Here is a 15,429-nt window from a genome sequence, read left to right as displayed (position 1 = left end):
CTATGACGTGGCACGACGGATCGGGTGGAGTGCCATACCGGCTGAGAGCTTGCCGTCCGCCCGGCAACGCGCGCGCTCGCGTGACAGACTCTCTTGTGCTTTCCATGACTTAGATGCTTCTTTGACACAGGAGAAACCCATGTCTGCCAACAGCTTCGGGGCGAGAGCCTCGTTGTCGGTCGGAGGTCGCGACTACGAGATCTACCGGCTCGACGCGCTGCAGTCGAAGTACGACGTCGCGCGCCTCCCGTTCTCGCTGAAGATCCTGCTCGAGAACCTCCTGCGCAACGAGGACGGCGAGACGATCCGCGCCGAGGACGTCGAGGCGCTGGCGACCTGGAACGCGAAGGCCGAGCCGAGCAAGGAGATCGCGTTCACGCCGGCCCGCGTCGTGATGCAGGACTTCACCGGCGTCCCCGCCGTCGTCGACCTCGCGGCGATGCGCGACGCGATGAGCGCGATGGGCGGCGACCCCGCGAAGATCAACCCGCTCGTCCCCGCCGAGCTGGTGATCGACCACTCCGTCCAGGTCGACGAGTTCGGCACCAAGTACGCCTTCGAGCACAACGCCCAGCGCGAGTTCGAGCGCAACGAGGAGCGCTACCAGTTCCTGCGCTGGGGCCAGGAGGCATTCGACGGCTTCGAGGTCGTCCCGCCCGACACCGGCATCGTCCACCAGGTCAACCTCGAGTACCTCGCCCGCACCGTCTTCGTCAACGACAAGACCGGCCAGGCGTACCCCGACACGCTCGTCGGCACCGACTCGCACACGACGATGGTCAACGGCCTCGGCGTGCTCGGCTGGGGCGTCGGCGGCATCGAGGCCGAGGCGGCGATGCTCGGCCAGCCGATGTCGATGCTGATCCCGCAGGTGATCGGCTTCAAGCTGACCGGCGACCTGCCCGAGGGCACGACCGCGACCGACCTCGTCCTGACGGTCACCGAGAAGCTGCGCGAGCGCGGCGTCGTCGGCCGCTTCGTCGAGTTCTTCGGCGCCGGCGTCTCGCAGCTGCCGCTCGCCGACCGCGCGACGATCGGCAACATGTCGCCGGAGTTCGGCTCGACCTGCGCGATCTTCCCGATCGACGCCGAGACGATCCGCTACCTGCGCTTCACCGGCCGCGACGAGCAGCAGATCGCGCTCGTCGAGGCGTACGCGAGAGAGCAGGGCCTCTGGCACGACGAGAACGCCGAGGAGCCGACCTTCACCGAGGTGATCGAGCTCGACCTCTCGACGGTCGTCCCCTCGATCGCCGGCCCGAAGCGCCCGCAGGACCGCATCGAGCTGTCCAACGCCCAGTCGGCCTTCCGCGAGGCGCTGAAGGGCTACCTGCCGGCGAGAACGACGACCGACAGGGCGCTTGACGCGACCTTCCCGGCCAGCGACCCGACCGCGACGCAGGACCCGGAGAACGGCGACGTCCCGCGCCGCGGGCAGCTGCTCAGCACCGGGCCGGTCGCCTCCGTCGAGGCGCTCGGCAGCGCCGTCCCGGTCAGACTCGCCGACGGCACCGAGACGACGCTCGACCACGGCCACGTCGTGATCGCCGCGATCACGAGCTGCACGAACACGTCGAACCCGTCGGTGATGCTCGGCGCCGGCCTGCTCGCGCGCAACGCCGTCAGACGCGGCCTCAGAAGCAAGCCCTGGGTGAAGACCTCGCTCGCGCCGGGCTCGAAGGTCGTCACCGAGTACTACGAGCGCGCCGGCCTCACCGGCGACCTCGAGGCGCTCGGCTTCCACCTCGTCGGCTACGGCTGCACGACCTGCATCGGCAACTCCGGCCCGCTGCCGGAGGAGATCTCGAAGGCGATCAACGACAACGACCTGGCGGCGACCTCGGTCCTGTCGGGCAACCGCAACTTCGAGGGGCGCATCAACCCCGACGTGAAGATGAACTACCTCGCGTCGCCGCCGCTCGTCGTCGCCTACGCGATCGCCGGGACGATGGACGTCGACCTGCTCAACGACCCGCTGGGCGAGGACCAGGACGGCAACCCGGTCTACCTGAGAGAGATCTGGCCCTCCGCGGCCGAGGTCGCGCAGACGATCGAGCAGGCCGTCCAGTCGGACATGTTCCGCAAGAGCTACGACGGCGTCTACGCCGGCGACGAGCGCTGGCGCGGCCTCGACGTCCCGACCGGCGACAAGTTCGCCTGGGACGACGCCTCGACCTACGTCCAGAACCCGCCGTACTTCGTCGACCTGCCGGCCGAGCCGACGCCGGTCACCGACGTCGAGGGCGCGCGCGTGCTGGCGCTGCTGGGCGACTCGGTCACGACCGACCACATCTCGCCCGCCGGCGCGATCAAGCCCGACTCGCCGGCCGGCCGCTACCTGCAGGAGCACGGCGTCGAGCGCAGGGACTTCAACTCCTACGGCGCGCGGCGCGGCAACCACGAGGTGATGATGCGCGGCACGTTCGCGAACATCCGCCTCAAGAACCTGCTCGGCGGCGACCTGCCCGAGGGCGGCAACACGTACTACCTCGGCGGCGGCGAGCGCGAGCAGATGGCGATCTACGACGCCGCGATGAAGTACCAGGAGCAGGGCACGCCGCTGGTCGTGATCGGCGGCAAGGAGTACGGCTCGGGCTCCTCGCGCGACTGGGCCGCGAAGGGCACGAACCTGCTCGGCGTGCGTGCCGTGATCGCCGAGAGCTTCGAGCGGATCCACCGCTCCAACCTCGTCGGCATGGGCGTCCTGCCGCTCCAGTTCAAGGAGGGCGAGTCGGCCGCTTCGCTCGGCCTGACCGGCTTCGAGACCTTCACGATCGCCGGCATCGCCGGCGGCGACACGGTCCCGCGCGAGGTCACCGTGAAGGCCGACGACAAGGAGTTCACGGTCACCGTCCGGATCGACACGCCGAAGGAGCAGCGCTACTACCGCAACGGCGGCATCCTCCAGTACGTGCTGCGGGAGCTGCTCGCGGCCGGCTGAGCCGCCGCTCCGCTCCCCACGCAGGCTCCTCGCGACGCCGCCTCCGGGCGGCGTCGCGTCGTTTCACGGCGAATCAGCACACGGCGTCGCGCGAGCGGTCAAGATCCGCTGCGCATGATGCGAACGACATCGTCGCGCGGCGCCGTCGCGCTCCTGCTCGCGGCAGCCGGCGCCGCGGCGATCGGAAGCGCCCCCGCGGCCGCAGCGGAAGACCGGGGAGGGGCGCGCATCGCGCTCAGACGCTGCGCGCCGAGAGACGGGAGCGACCGCACCCGCTGCGGCACGGTCGCCGTGCCGCTCGACCGCTCCGGAGCGGTTCCCGGCGCGGTGCGGCTGCGCGTTCGCGTCGTGCCGTCGAGAACGCGCCGCGCGAGCGGGACGGTGATCGCGCTCGCCGGCGGACCGGGACAGGCCGCCACGCCGCTGGCGCCCGCGATGGCGGAGATTCTCGGCGCGGTCGCGCGCTCGCGCCGCGTCGTGACCTTCGACCAGCGCGGGACCGGCCGCTCGGGCCGGCTCGCCTGCGCCGCGCTCGACCGCGCGCGCACCAACAGAGCGATCACCGCGGCGGTCGGCGACTGCGCGCGCCGGATCGGCCCCCGGCGCGTCGCCTACACGAGCTCGGCGTCGGTCGACGACATCGAGGCCGTCCGCGCCGCGCTCGGCGTCGAGCGGGTCGCGCTCTACGCGGTCTCGTACGGAACGAAGGTCGCGGTCTCCTACGCCGCGCGCTACCCGCACCGGGTCAGCCGCCTCGTGCTCGACTCGGTCGTGCCGCCGGAGGGGTCGGATCCCTTCATGCGCTCGACGATCGTCTCGATGAGACGGGTGCTGCGGGCGATCTGCAAGGGCGGCGCCTGCCGCTTCACGCGCGACCCGGCGGCCGACCTGCACGCCGTCGGCAGACGGCTCGCGCGCGGGCCGATTCGCGGCGTCCGCTACGACGGCCGCGGCCGCGGTCGGCGTGTTTCGGTCACGCAGGCGCGGCTGTTCTCGCTCCTGCTCGCGGGCGACTTCGACCCGCTGACGCGCGCGGCGTTGCCCGCGGCGCTGAGCGCCGCCGCGCGCGGCGACGCGGCGCCGCTGGCCCGCCTGGTCGGGCAGCCGAGCGGCGAGGCCGGTCTCGACGACCGCCACGACAGCCACGCGCTGTTCATCGCGACGACCTGCGAGGACGGCGGCGTGCCGTGGCCGACCGGGACGCCGGTCGAGCAGCGGCCTGGCGCCTTCGCGCGCGAGCTGGCGGCCGTCCCGGCGGCCGAGCTGGCGCCGTTCGGACACGCGACGTTGCGCGCGCTCGGGATCGACTACTGCCGCACCTGGCCCGAGTCGCCGATCGAGCAGCCGCCGGTCGCGCCGCTGCCGGACGTGCCCGCGCTGCTGCTCGCCGGCGAGGAGGACGTGCGCACGCCGCGCGAGGACGCCGCCGCGCTCGCCGCGCGGCTGCCGCGGGCGACGCTCGTGACGGTCCCGCACACGGGTCACTCCGTGCTCGGCGCCGAGACGGGGAGATGCGCCGGCCGCGCGCTGCGGCGCTTCTTCGGCGGCGGCCGCGTGCGCGACTGCCGCTCCGGCGGGAGACGGCTGCTCGACGTCGTCAGACCGCTGCCCTCGCGCTTCGGCGCGCTGCGCCCCGCGAGCGGGACGCCCGGCCGCGCCGGCCGCACGGTGACCGCGGTGGCGGCGACCTTCGGCGCGATCGCGAGCGACCTCATGAGCGAGATCTACGCGCGGCTGCTCGCCGGCGACTTCGGCGTGCTCTCCGGCGAGCCCGTGCGCAGCGGCGGCCTGCGCGGCGGCAGCGTCGAGCTGAACGGCAAGGGGTTCGTGCTGCGGCGCTACAGCGCCGTCCCCGGCGTCACGATCAGCGGCACGATCCGCGTCGATCTCGACCGGGGCGCGCTGCGCGTCGGCGGCCGCTCCGCCGCGCGCGGGACGCTCCGCTTCGGGCCGCGCGCGGTCACCGGGCGGCTCGGCGGGCGCGCCGTGCGGATCCCGGTCGGCGCGCTGGGGAGCGCGACGCTGTCGTCCGCGGTGGCGGCGCCCGCGATCCCCGCGCCCAGCGCGCTCGCCGCCGCTGCGCGCGAACGGGCGCGGGCGCTGGCGCCGGACGGGGCGCCGACGCTGCCGGCCGCCTCGTTCCCGGGTCTGCCGACGGCGCCGGAGCCGGCCGCCGTCGACCGCTGACACGGCCGGCGCACGGCGGGGCGCGGCGCGTCAAAGTGGAGCGATGCGCCCGGCCGGAGGAGATCGCCCCGCTCGCGCCCGCACGGCCGCCGGCGGTCGCGCCACGCGCCGGCGGCACAGCTCCGCGGTCGCCCGCACGGCCCCGGGTGGTGACGGCACGCGCCGGCGGCGCGCGTCCGCGGCCGCCCGCACGGCCCGGGGTGGTGACGGCACGCGCCGGCGGCGCGCGTCCGCGGCCGTGCGCGCCGCCCGGCGCGGGTCCGCCGGCGTCCTGCGCGCCGCCACGCGCCGGCTCGCCTCGGCGCTCGTCGCCGCCGTCGCGGCGGCGATCGCGCTGACCGGCGCGACCGGCGCGGCCGGCGCCGCCGAACCGCTCGCCCTGCACGCGTGCGGCGACGAGGCCCGGGACCGCTCCCGCTGCGGGACGGTGCGCGTGCCGCTCGACCGCGGCGGCGCGCTGCCGGGCTCGATCGACCTGCGCGTCCGCCTGCTCGATCCCAGGAGCGGCGAGCCCGGGGCGACCGTCGTCGCGCTCGCCGGCGGCCCCGGCCAGGCGGCGACGCCGCTGCTGGAGCAGATCGTCAGCGGCCTCGGCGCGGCCGGTCGCAGCCGTCGCGTCGTCACCTTCGACCAGCGCGGCACCGGCCTGTCGGGGCGGCTCGCCTGCCCGGCGATCTCCGACGCGCGGCTGACGCTCGCGGAGACGGTCGCCCGCTGCGCGCAGCAGCTCGGCCCGCGGCGGACGGCGTACACGACGGCGGCGACGGTCGCCGACGTCGAGGCGGTGCGGGAGGCGCTCGGCGCCGAGCGGATCGTGCTCTACGGCACCTCCTACGGGACGAAGGTCGCGCTCGACTATGCGGCCGCCCATCCCGAGCGGGTCGAGCGCCTGCTGCTCGACTCGGTCGTGCCGCCGACCGGAGCCGACCCGTTCCTGCGCTCGACGCTCGTCGCGGTGAAGCGCGTGCTCGGCGGGCTGTGCGCCGGTCGCGGCTGCCCCTTCACGCGCGCTCCGACCGCGGACGTCGCCGCGCTCGTGCGGCGGCTGGCGCGCGCGCCGCTGCGCGGCAGCGCGCTCGACGGGGGCGGCCGCCCCCGCCCGGTCACGATCGCGCGCGTCGACCTTCTCGGGCTGCTGCTGCAGGGCGACCTCGACGCGTACCTGCGCGCCGCGCTGCCGGCGGCCGTCACCGCGGCGCTCCGCGGCGACGCCGCCCCGCTGCTGCGGCTCGCGTTCGGGCAGCGCGGCGGGGAGGAGGGCAGCCGGCGCGACAGCGACGCGCTCTACCTCGCGACGACGTGCGAGGACGGTGCCGTGCCGTGGCCGGCCGGGACGCCGCCGGAGCAGCGGCGCGCCGCCGTCAACGCCGCCGCGGCAGCGATCCCCGACGCCGCCTTCGCCCCGTTCGACCGCGCGACGATCCGCTCGCTCGGCACCGCCGACCTCTGCCGCGGCTGGCCCGAGTCGCCGATCTCCCAGCCCTCCGGGGCGCTCCCGGACGTCCCGGCGCTGCTGCTCTCCGGCGACGACGACCTGCGCACCCCGCGCGACGACGCCGAGGCGGTCGCCGGCCAGCTGCCGCGCGCGGTCGTCCTGCACGTCCCCAACACCGGCCACGGCGTGCTCGCCTCCGACCCGACCGACTGCGCCCAGCGCGCCGCGATCGCCTTCCTCGACGGCGGCACCCCCGCGAGCTGCCGCCAGCGCAGACGGCTGCTGCGGCCGAGCGCGCCGCCGCCGCGCCGGCTCGCCGACCTGCGTCCGCCGCGCGGGACCTTGGGCCACGCCGGCCGGACGGTCGCGGCGGTGCTGCTGACCTACGGCGACGCGGTCGACCAGGTCGTCGCGCGGACGCTCCAGAGCGGCGGCGCCGTCGCCTCCTTCGGCGGCCTGCGCGCCGGCAGCGCCACGCTCGACCCGCGGCGCGGGCTGCGGCTGCGCGGTTACTCGTACGTCCCCGGCGTGACGATCGGCGGGACGGTCCGGCCGGAGGAGCCGCAGCTGACGCTGACGGTCGGCGGCGCGGCTGCCGCGCGCGGCAGCGTGACGCTCTCCGCGGACGGGCTGCGCGGACGGCTCGGCGGCCGGACGGTACGGCTGCCCGCCGCGGCGCTGAGAGCCGCATCGGCGGCGGTCGCGGGCGCAGCCGGGGAGCTGCCGCCGCCGCGGCTCGGCGCGGCCCCGCCGACGGTCGCCGGGGCCGCCGCGGCCGGCCCGCGCTCGCCGCGCCCCGGGGCGCTCGGCGGGCGTCGCTAGGCTTCCGAGCCATGCCGACGCCCGACTTCCTCCGCACGCTGCTGACCACCGCCGGCCCGTCCGGGTACGAGAGACCGGTCGCGACCGTCTGGCGCGACGCCGCGAAGGCGTTCGCCGAGGTCAGCGCCGACGTCGTCGGCTCCTCGGTCGCGCGCGTGAGAGGCACGGCCGGCGGCCCGCTGACCGCCGTCATCGGCCACATCGACGAGATCGGCGTGATCGTCACCCACATCGACGACGACGGCTTCCTGCGCTTCGAAGGCGTCGGCGGCTGGGACCCGATCATCCTCGTCGGCCAGCGCGTGACGCTGACGACGAAGGGCGGCGAAGTCGAGGGCGTGATCGGCAAGAAGCCGATCCACCTGATGAAGCCCGACGACCGCAAGAGCGTCCCGGAGCTGAAGGACCTGCACATCGACATCGGCGCCAGAGACGGCGAGGAGGCCCGCGCGCTGGCGCGCGTCGGCGACGTCGCCGTGATCGCCGGCGAGCCGGTCGAGCTGCCCAACGATCGCGTCGTCTCGCGCGCGATGGACAACCGCCTCGGCGCCTACGTCGCCTTCGAGGTCGCGCGCCTCGTCGCGGAGGCCGGCGGCGCCCCCGGCGACGTCGCGGCGGTGGCGGCCGTGCAGGAGGAGACCAACCTCGTCGGCTCGCGCACGAGCGTCTTCTCGCTGAAGCCCGACGTCGCCGTCGTCGTCGACGTCACCTTCGCGACCGACCAGCCCGGCGTCCAGCTCGGCGAGCTGTCGAGACAGCCGTTCGGCTCGGGGCCCTCGATCACGCGCGGCTCGATGATCCACCCGCTCGTCGCCGAGCTGCTGATCGAGACGGCCGAGGAGGAGGGGATCCCGTACACGCTGTCGGCGGCCGGTCGCGCGACGGGGACCGACGGCGACGTCGTCCACCTGACGCGCGGCGGCATCCCGACCGCGGTCGTGTCGATCCCGCTGCGCTACATGCATTCGCCCGTCGAGATGGTCCAGCTCGACGACGTCGAGAACACGGCGAAGCTGATCGCGGCCTTCACGCGGAAGCTGACCGCCGAGACCTCGTTCGAGCGCTGATGGCCGCCCGGGCGGCCGACGTGACGGACGGCGCCGCGCCGCTCCTGCTGCTGTTCGACATCGACGGGACGCTGCTGGCCGGCGCGACCGAGGCGCATGCCGCCGCGCTCGTCTCGGCGCTGCGCGAGGTCCACGGGCTGCCGGCGGTGCGCTCGACCCGCGACCTCGGGATCGACCCGTCAGGCCGCACCGACCCGGAGATCGCGCGCCTGATCCTGCTCGCCCACGACGTCTCGGCCGAGCGGATCGACGCGCGCGCCGACGCGGTGCGGGAGGCGTGCTGCGCCGAGTACGCGCGCACCTGCCCGCCCGACCTAAGCGCCTTCGTGATCCCCGGCGTGCCGGAGCTGCTGGCGCGGCTGGCGGGCCGTGAGGAGGAGCTGCGGCTGGCGCTCGTGACCGGCAACTACGAGCCGGTCGCGCGCGTGAAGCTGCGCAGCGCCGGCGTCGGGCATTGGTTCGCCTCCGGCCAGGGCGGCTTCGGCTCCGACAGCGAGGACCGAACCGATCTCCCCGGCGTCGCGCGCGCCCGCGCCGGCGGGGCCGTCGCACGTGCCGGACGCGCCGAGGCGGGCGCCGGGTCGGAGGGGGCGGACCGGTCCGCCCATCCCCGCGACCGCACCGTCGTGATCGGCGACACGCCGCGCGACGTCGCCTGCGCCCACGCCGACGGCGTCCGCTGCATCGCCGTCACGACCGGCCGCTTCTCCGCCGCCGAGTTCGAGGCCGCCGGCGCCGACGCGGTCGCCTCCGACGCGCTCCAGCTCGAAGCGGCGATCGACGCGCTCACCTGACCGCGCGCCGATCGTTGGCGTTCTGTACTGGCATGTCCTGTACAGAACGCCAGTGATCGCCCGTCAGGCGCCCGGCGTCGGGAACTGGCGGCGCATCAGCGCGTCCCAGGCGCGGTCGGGGAGCGCGCTGCGCAGCGAGATCGTCGCGCGGGCGGAGGGCGTGACGACGACGCGGCTCGGCGCCCGGTCGCGGGCGATCGCCTTCTCGATCGCCTTCGCGACCCGGTCGGGCCCGCCGCCGAAGACGCGCAGCGGTCCCTCGTAGGCGCCCTTCGTGACCGCGCCGACGGTCGCGTTGAAGCGGGCGTACGGGTCGTCGGTCGCGCCCGCGCCGTCGCCCGCCGTCGCGCCCGCGCGGTCGTCCGCCGCGCCGGTCGCCTCCAACCCCGCACCCGCCAGCGCGGTGTTCGCCGCGCTCGCGAACCCGGTCGTGATCAGGCCCGGCTCGACGAGGATCACATCGACGCCGAAGCCGCGCAGCTCGAACCGCAGCGCGTCGCTGAGCGCTTCCAGCGCGTACTTCGTCGCGTGGTACCAGCCGCCGCCGGGGAAGGTGAGGCGGCCGCCCATCGAACCGATGTTGACGACCTTGCCCCAGCGCTGGGCGCGCATCCCGGGCACGACCAGCTGGGTCAGCCGCGCCAGCCCGAAGAGATTCGTCTCGAACTGGCGCCGCGCCGCCTCCAGGGGGACGGTCTCGACCGCGCCGCTCTGGCTGTAGCCGGCGTTGTTGACGAGCACGCCGACGGCGCCGGCCTCGTCGCGCACCCGCGCGACGGCGGCCTCCATCGACGCCTCGTCGGTGACGTCGAGCGCGAGCGTGCGGCAGCCGGCGTCGGCGAGGTCGGCGATCGCGTCGAGCCGGCGGGCGCTCGCCCACACGCTCCAACCGCCGGCCGCGAGCCGCAGCGCGGTCGCCCGCCCGATGCCCGACGAGCAGCCGGTGACCAGCACGGCTCTTGAAATCTGTGTCATGGCCCAACCCTAGCGGGCGGGCGTGAGCGTCCGGACGACTCGAGCGCCCGTCACCCCAGGTGATTCGGCGTCCCGCCGCATGCGCGCGGACATGCCGGTTGCGCTCAAGTAGACACGAGTGTTTAATGCGGTCGCATCCAGGGCTTCCGTCGTGTCCGGGGCAGGTCGCGCCGCCGGGCGCGGAAGGTGGAAGCGAGTCACAGGGAGAGAGGAAGATCCCCCATGAAGCTGGCCACCGGCCAGGGCGCCGCAATGCCTGCGCCCGGCCCTCGATGCCGCATGCCCATGCCCGGGCGGCCGCGGCCCGCGCGCGCATGAAGCGCGCGCTCACCACCGCGCTGCTCGCCGCCGGCGCCCTCGCCGGCGCCGCCGCAGGCCTGCCAGCCGCAGCAGCCGGGCAGCCGCCCGCCGAGCTGAGATGGGAGCTGGTCTCGCCGCTGGAGTCGAGAGGGTTCGACTGGACCAGAACCCGCGTCGGCGGTTCTCGCGACCACGTCCCGCTCTTCAGCTCCGGCTCCGACGTCAACGGCGTCTACCCGTCGACCCGCACGCCCGACGGATGGAAGGTCGGGTACCAGTCGCTGACGCCGCCGAACGGCTCGCAGTTCGTCGCCTCCGACGTCGAGGACCTCTCCGACGACGCGTCCCGCGCGGTCGTGCGCGCGTCGAAGCCGGGCGCTCAGGTCACCGACCGGCTCGCGCTCGGCCTCCCCGACGGTTCGTGGCGGATCATCGGCGCCGGCCTCAGCTACGTCGACCGGACGCCGGACGCCCGCCGGCTGATCGTCAAGGACTACGTCGCGATGCAGGATCCGGACGAGGTCTACCCGGGCCTGCCCGGACGTGAGACCGGCGTCTTCGTGTGGGAGGACGACGGCACCGACGACGGCGTTGCCACCGCGGTCGGAACCGATGTTCCGCGCATCCTCGCCTGCGGCGCGACCGTCGGCGACGGCATCATGCACGGCTTCGAGCAGACGGGCGTGTCGGAGGACACGCGCACCGTCGTGCTGCAGTCGAAGTCCGGCGCCTGCGGCCAGCCGAGCCACGTCTTCCTGTGGAGAGACGGCGTGACGACCGACATCTCGGCGCCGGACTCCGGCGACGGCGCCGCGACCTACGTCGGCAGCGCCACCGACCTCAGCGCCGTCTTCTTCCGCACGGCGCTCGCGCTCGACCCCGCCGACGCCAACGGCGCGGCGGACGTCTACCGCTACGACGTCGCGACCGGGACGCGCACCCGCCTGACCGGCGCGGCGACCGACGCCGGCGAGACGCTGGGCGACGCGATCTCCTCCGACGACGGCGGGCGGCTGTGGTTCTCGACCCAGGGCGACGACGACCTGCACACGCTGTGGGTCGCGACCGGCGACGCCGCCGCGAGAGCGATCTCCACGGTCAGAAACACCGCGACCTTCCCGTTCGTGCCGTTCCCGCTCGTCAACACGCCCGACGGCCCGAACACGACCGCCTTCCCCGCCCAGCTGACGTCCGACGGCGCGACGCTCGTCTGGCCGACGCGCGTCGAGATCGACGGCGCCGGCGGTGGCGCGGTGGGGAGCGATGCCGGTCAGCTCTTCCGCGCGACCGCCGACGGCGACGTCGACTGCATCTCGTGCTTCGCCGACGGCTCGCCGGCACGCCAGCCGGTCCCCGGCCCGCCGGAGGGCGGCCTCAACCGCGGCAACCGCGTCATCTCCGATGACGGGCGCTGGATCTACTTCCAGACGACCTCAGCCCTGGAGCCGGACGATCGCAACGGCGTCTCCGACATCTACGTCTGGCACGACGGCGTCCGCTCGCTCCTCACCCCCGGCGAGGAGGGCGTCAGCGCGGAGCTCGGCGGCGTGACCGGCGCGGGCGACGCGATCGTGCTGACCGACGCGATCCTGCTGCCGTGGATCGACGATGACCACGTGAAGGTCTACATGGCCCGGATCGGCGGCGGACTGCCGGCTCCCCGCGATCCGCGCGAAGCGTGCGAGGGCGACGGCTGCCAGGGCGACCCCGGCCCGCGCGTGGAGCGACCGGGCGATCCGACCGAGAGCTTCACCGGCCCGGGTGACGAGGACGACCTGGCGCCGCCCTTCCCGGCCAATCCGTCGATGACCGTCAAGAGACTGTCGAGAGCGGCGCAGCGCAAGCTCGTGCGCGGTCGTGCCGTGACGCTCGCCGTCCGCTCGAACGCGCGCGGCCGTGTGCGCGCGACGACGAGATTCAAGGTCGGCAGACGGTGGGTCCGCAGCAGCTCCGCGGCGCGCACGTTCAAGCGCGCCGGCACGGTTCGGCTGACGGTGCGCCTCTCCAGAGCGGCACGCCGGCAGCTCGTCCGCCGCGGCGCGCTGCGCATCCGCATCGACGTCGTCCACAAGCAGGTCGCGAAGCCGCGACGGCTCGCCTTCGTGTTGAAGCAGCAGGCGCCGGCGAGACGAGGCGCCAATGCGTGACGCAATCCAGGAGAGCAAGATGACAGCAGGCCCCGTGACCCGGCCGGCGCTCGTGCGCGCGCTCGCCGCGCTGTGCGTCGCGCTCGTCGCGGCGTTCGCGTCCGCGTCGGCGGCGCAGGCCGACGAGACGCCGTTCGGCATCGACTCGTTCACCGTGACGCAGTCGACGACGCAGGCCGGCGGCCATCCCGACCTGACCGTCAGATTCGAGGTCGCCAACGTCACCGAGGATCACCCGGAGCGCGGGTTCCCGCTCTTCTCGCCGATGAAGCGGCCGCTGGAGACGCCGCGCACGCTGGTCGTCGATCTGCCGCCCGGCCTCGTCGGAGATCCGAGCGCGGCGCCCCGCTGCCCGGCGGCGAAGTTCGCCTACCGGAGATGCCCGCCCGAGAGCCAGGTCGGCACGATCGAGGTCGAGACGTTCTACTTCCCCTACCTGCAGATGCCGGTCTACAACCTCGTGCCGTCGAGCGGCGCGCCGGCCGAGTTCGGCTTCTACGGCGAAGTGCTGCCGTTCCACATGCGGATCTCGGTCCGCGACGAGGATCGCGGCCTGCGCACGACCATCACGACGCTGCCGACCCAGGCCCCCCTGGTGACGACCGAGCTGACGCTGTGGGGCGTGCCGGCGGACCCGGCGCATGACGCCCTGCGCGGCCGCACATGCAGCGTCGGCTTCTTCGACATCCTTGACTGCCCTGGGGAGACGGGGGAGGGCAACGTCCCGAGCAGCGACCCGCGCCGCCCGTTCATGACCAACGCGGCGACGTGCGACGGGCCGACGACGGCCAGAATGGCGATCGAGACGTACCAGCGGATGGGCAGATTCGTCCACGCCGAGGCCTCGCTGCCGCAGCTGACCGGCTGCGAGCGGCAGAGATTCGCGGCGAGCGCGACCGCGCGTCCCGACACGACGAAGGCCGGCGCGCCGGCCGGGTACGCGATCGAGCTCGACGTGCCGCAGAGCCAGGATCCCGACGGGCTCGCGACGCCGCCGGTCAAGGACGTCGTCGTGAGACTGCCGCAGGGGACGGTCGTCTCGCCGTCGACCTCCGACGGGCTGCAGACCTGCGCCGACGCGGCGATGAAGGTCGAGACCTCCGAGATCCCCGACTGCCCGCCGGCGTCGAAGATCGGCACGGTGCAGATCGACACGCCGCTGCTGGCCAGACCGCTGACCGGCTCGGTCTTCCTGACCGAGCAGCGGCCCGAGCGGCTGCTGAGAATGGTGCTGGTCGCCGAGGAGGCCGGGGTGCGGCTGAAGCTGCCCGGCGCGATCGACCTCGATCCGGCGACCGGCCAGATCACGGCGACCTTCCCGAACAACCCGCAGCTGGCGTTCAACCACCTGACGGTGAAGCTGAAGGGCGGGCCGCGCGCGCCGCTGGCCAACCCGCGCACGTGCGGACCGGCGACCACGACGACGACGCTCGTGCCGTACGGCGGCGGTGAGCCGGCCGTCTCGACCGACACCTTCGAGGTGTCGTGCGACGGCGCGCCCGCCGGCTTCGCGCCCGGCTTCAGCGCCGGCTCGGCGAGCACCGTGGCGGGGGCGGCGAGCGCCTTCACGCTCGCCTTCGCGCGCGGCGACGGCGACGACATGCTCGGCTCGATCGCCGCCACGCTGCCCGCCGGCCTGCTGCCGAGACTCGGCACGATGCCGCTCTGCGGCGAGGCGCAGGCGGCGGCCGGCACCTGCGGCGAGGAGACGCGCGTCGGCTCCGCGCAGGTGAGCGTCGGCCCCGGCGAGCTGCCCTATCCGCTGCCGCACGGCGGCCGCGTCTACGTCACCGGGCCCTACAAGGGCGCGCCGTACGGCCTCTCGATCGTCGTGCCGGCGCTCGCCGGTCCGTACGACCTCGGGACCGTCGTCGTGCGCGCCGCCGTCGACGTCGACATCCACACCGCCGCGCTGAAGGTCGTCTCCGACCCGCTGCCGACGATCCTGCAGGGGATCCCGCTGCAGATCCGCGCGGTGCGGGTGGCGATCGACCGGCCGGGCTTCATGCTCAACCCGACCAGCTGCGCACCGCGGGCCGTCACGGCCGCGATCTCGTCGGCCGGCGGCGCGACCGCGAACCTCTCGTCGCGCTACCAGGTCGGCGGCTGCAAGGCGCTGAAGTACACGCCGAAGCTGGCCGTCAAGGTCGGCGGAAAGGGCCGCGTCGGCGCCGGCAAGGCGACGCCGCTGGTGGCGACCCTGACCCAGCCGGCGGGGCAGGCCGGCAACCGCCGCGTCCAGCTGGCGCTCCCGGGCACGATCAACGCCCGCCTCGAGGTTGTCGAGCAGGCGTGCACGCTGGCCGAGTACGAGGCCGGCAGCTGCGGCGAGAAGGCGAAGATCGGCAGCGCCATGGCGGTCACGCCGCTGCTGCCCAACCCGCTGCGAGGCCCGGCCTACTTCGTCAGAAACCCGGCGCGCAGACTGCCGGACATCGTCGTGCAGCTGCGCGGCGACGTCGCCTTCGACCTCGTCGGGAAGATCCGCATCAGCAGAGACTTCCGGCTCGTGACCAACTTCGACACGATCCCGGACGTCCCGCTGTCGCGCTTCCAGCTGAAGCTGCCTGCGGCCAACTCGCCGGTCGGCACGGTCTACGGCCTCTGCACGAAGCGCGGCAGACTGGCGAGAGCGCGGCAGACGCTGCGGGCGCAGAACGGCAAGGTGATCCGCCGCGCCCCGCGCCTGACGATCGCCGGCTGCGCGAAGAAGCGGAAGTAGGAGCGAGCGCGGCCGGCCCCTCGCGACGAGGGCCGGGCG

8 protein-coding genes are annotated in these 15,429 nt (G+C 74.6%); 7 read left to right on the top strand and 1 reads right to left on the bottom strand.

The window, feature by feature from the left end:
- The first annotated feature begins 139 nt into the window (after window positions 1–139).
- The 5 genes from acnA (at window position 140) to BDZ31_RS14325 (ending at window position 9,246) form a co-directional block, all read left to right on the top strand.
- Complete coding sequence (acnA, locus tag BDZ31_RS14345; protein ID WP_183343012.1) at window positions 140–2,941, top strand: aconitate hydratase; 2,802 nt, start codon at window positions 140–142, stop codon at window positions 2,939–2,941.
- A gap of 117 nt (window positions 2,942–3,058) precedes the next feature.
- Window positions 3,059–5,128, top strand: a complete 2,070-nt coding sequence (locus BDZ31_RS14340; protein WP_183343011.1) for an alpha/beta hydrolase — start codon at window positions 3,059–3,061, stop codon at window positions 5,126–5,128.
- 238 nt (window positions 5,129–5,366) lie between these two features.
- A complete protein-coding gene (locus tag BDZ31_RS14335) occupies window positions 5,367–7,385 on the top strand; it encodes an alpha/beta fold hydrolase (protein WP_183343010.1) in 2,019 nt (672 codons plus the stop codon).
- 11 nt (window positions 7,386–7,396) lie between these two features.
- Window positions 7,397–8,452: a M42 family metallopeptidase gene (locus tag BDZ31_RS14330; protein ID WP_183343009.1), complete on the top strand. Its 1,056-nt coding sequence runs from the start codon at window positions 7,397–7,399 to the stop codon at window positions 8,450–8,452.
- Complete coding sequence (locus BDZ31_RS14325) at window positions 8,452–9,246, top strand: HAD family hydrolase (protein ID WP_183343008.1); 795 nt, start codon at window positions 8,452–8,454, stop codon at window positions 9,244–9,246. The genes BDZ31_RS14330 and BDZ31_RS14325 overlap by 1 nt, the downstream gene beginning before the upstream one ends.
- 63 nt (window positions 9,247–9,309) lie before the next feature.
- On the opposite strand, the gene BDZ31_RS14320 is transcribed toward BDZ31_RS14325, so the two are convergent.
- The gene (locus BDZ31_RS14320) at window positions 9,310–10,221 is read right to left on the bottom strand and encodes an SDR family NAD(P)-dependent oxidoreductase (protein WP_183343007.1); all 912 of its coding nucleotides are present in this window, start codon (window positions 10,219–10,221) and stop codon (window positions 9,310–9,312) included.
- A gap of 314 nt (window positions 10,222–10,535) precedes the next feature.
- Here BDZ31_RS14320 and BDZ31_RS14315 point away from each other — a divergent pair, with 314 nt between their 5' ends.
- The gene (locus tag BDZ31_RS14315; RefSeq protein WP_183343006.1) at window positions 10,536–12,668 is read left to right on the top strand and encodes a TolB family protein; all 2,133 of its coding nucleotides are present in this window, start codon (window positions 10,536–10,538) and stop codon (window positions 12,666–12,668) included.
- A 19-nt stretch (window positions 12,669–12,687) separates the two neighbouring features.
- Window positions 12,688–15,390: a hypothetical protein gene (locus BDZ31_RS14310; RefSeq protein ID WP_183343005.1), complete on the top strand. Its 2,703-nt coding sequence runs from the start codon at window positions 12,688–12,690 to the stop codon at window positions 15,388–15,390.
- Window positions 15,391–15,429 lie beyond the last annotated feature (39 nt).

It is taken from the genome of Conexibacter arvalis (assembly GCF_014199525.1).
Taxonomy (GTDB): Bacteria; Actinomycetota; Thermoleophilia; order Solirubrobacterales; family Solirubrobacteraceae; genus Conexibacter; species Conexibacter arvalis.
The sequence above is the reverse complement of the archived record's forward strand: the minus strand, read 5'-3'. Positions and strand labels throughout refer to the sequence as shown.

Bases quoted from the DNA above. Each gene is read 5' to 3' on its own strand.
- acnA (WP_183343012.1), top strand. From the start codon at position 140: ATGTCTGCCAACAGCTTCGGGGCGAGAGCCTCGTTGTCGGTCGGAGGT.
- BDZ31_RS14310 (WP_183343005.1), top strand. From the start codon at position 12,688: ATGACAGCAGGCCCCGTGACCCGGCCGGCGCTCGTGCGCGCGCTCGCC.
- BDZ31_RS14320 (WP_183343007.1), bottom strand. From the start codon at position 10,221: ATGACACAGATTTCAAGAGCCGTGCTGGTCACCGGCTGCTCGTCGGGC.
- BDZ31_RS14325 (WP_183343008.1), top strand. From the start codon at position 8,452: ATGGCCGCCCGGGCGGCCGACGTGACGGACGGCGCCGCGCCGCTCCTG.
- BDZ31_RS14340 (WP_183343011.1), top strand. From the start codon at position 3,059: ATGCGAACGACATCGTCGCGCGGCGCCGTCGCGCTCCTGCTCGCGGCA.
- BDZ31_RS14315 (WP_183343006.1), top strand. From the start codon at position 10,536: ATGAAGCGCGCGCTCACCACCGCGCTGCTCGCCGCCGGCGCCCTCGCC.
- BDZ31_RS14330 (WP_183343009.1), top strand. From the start codon at position 7,397: ATGCCGACGCCCGACTTCCTCCGCACGCTGCTGACCACCGCCGGCCCG.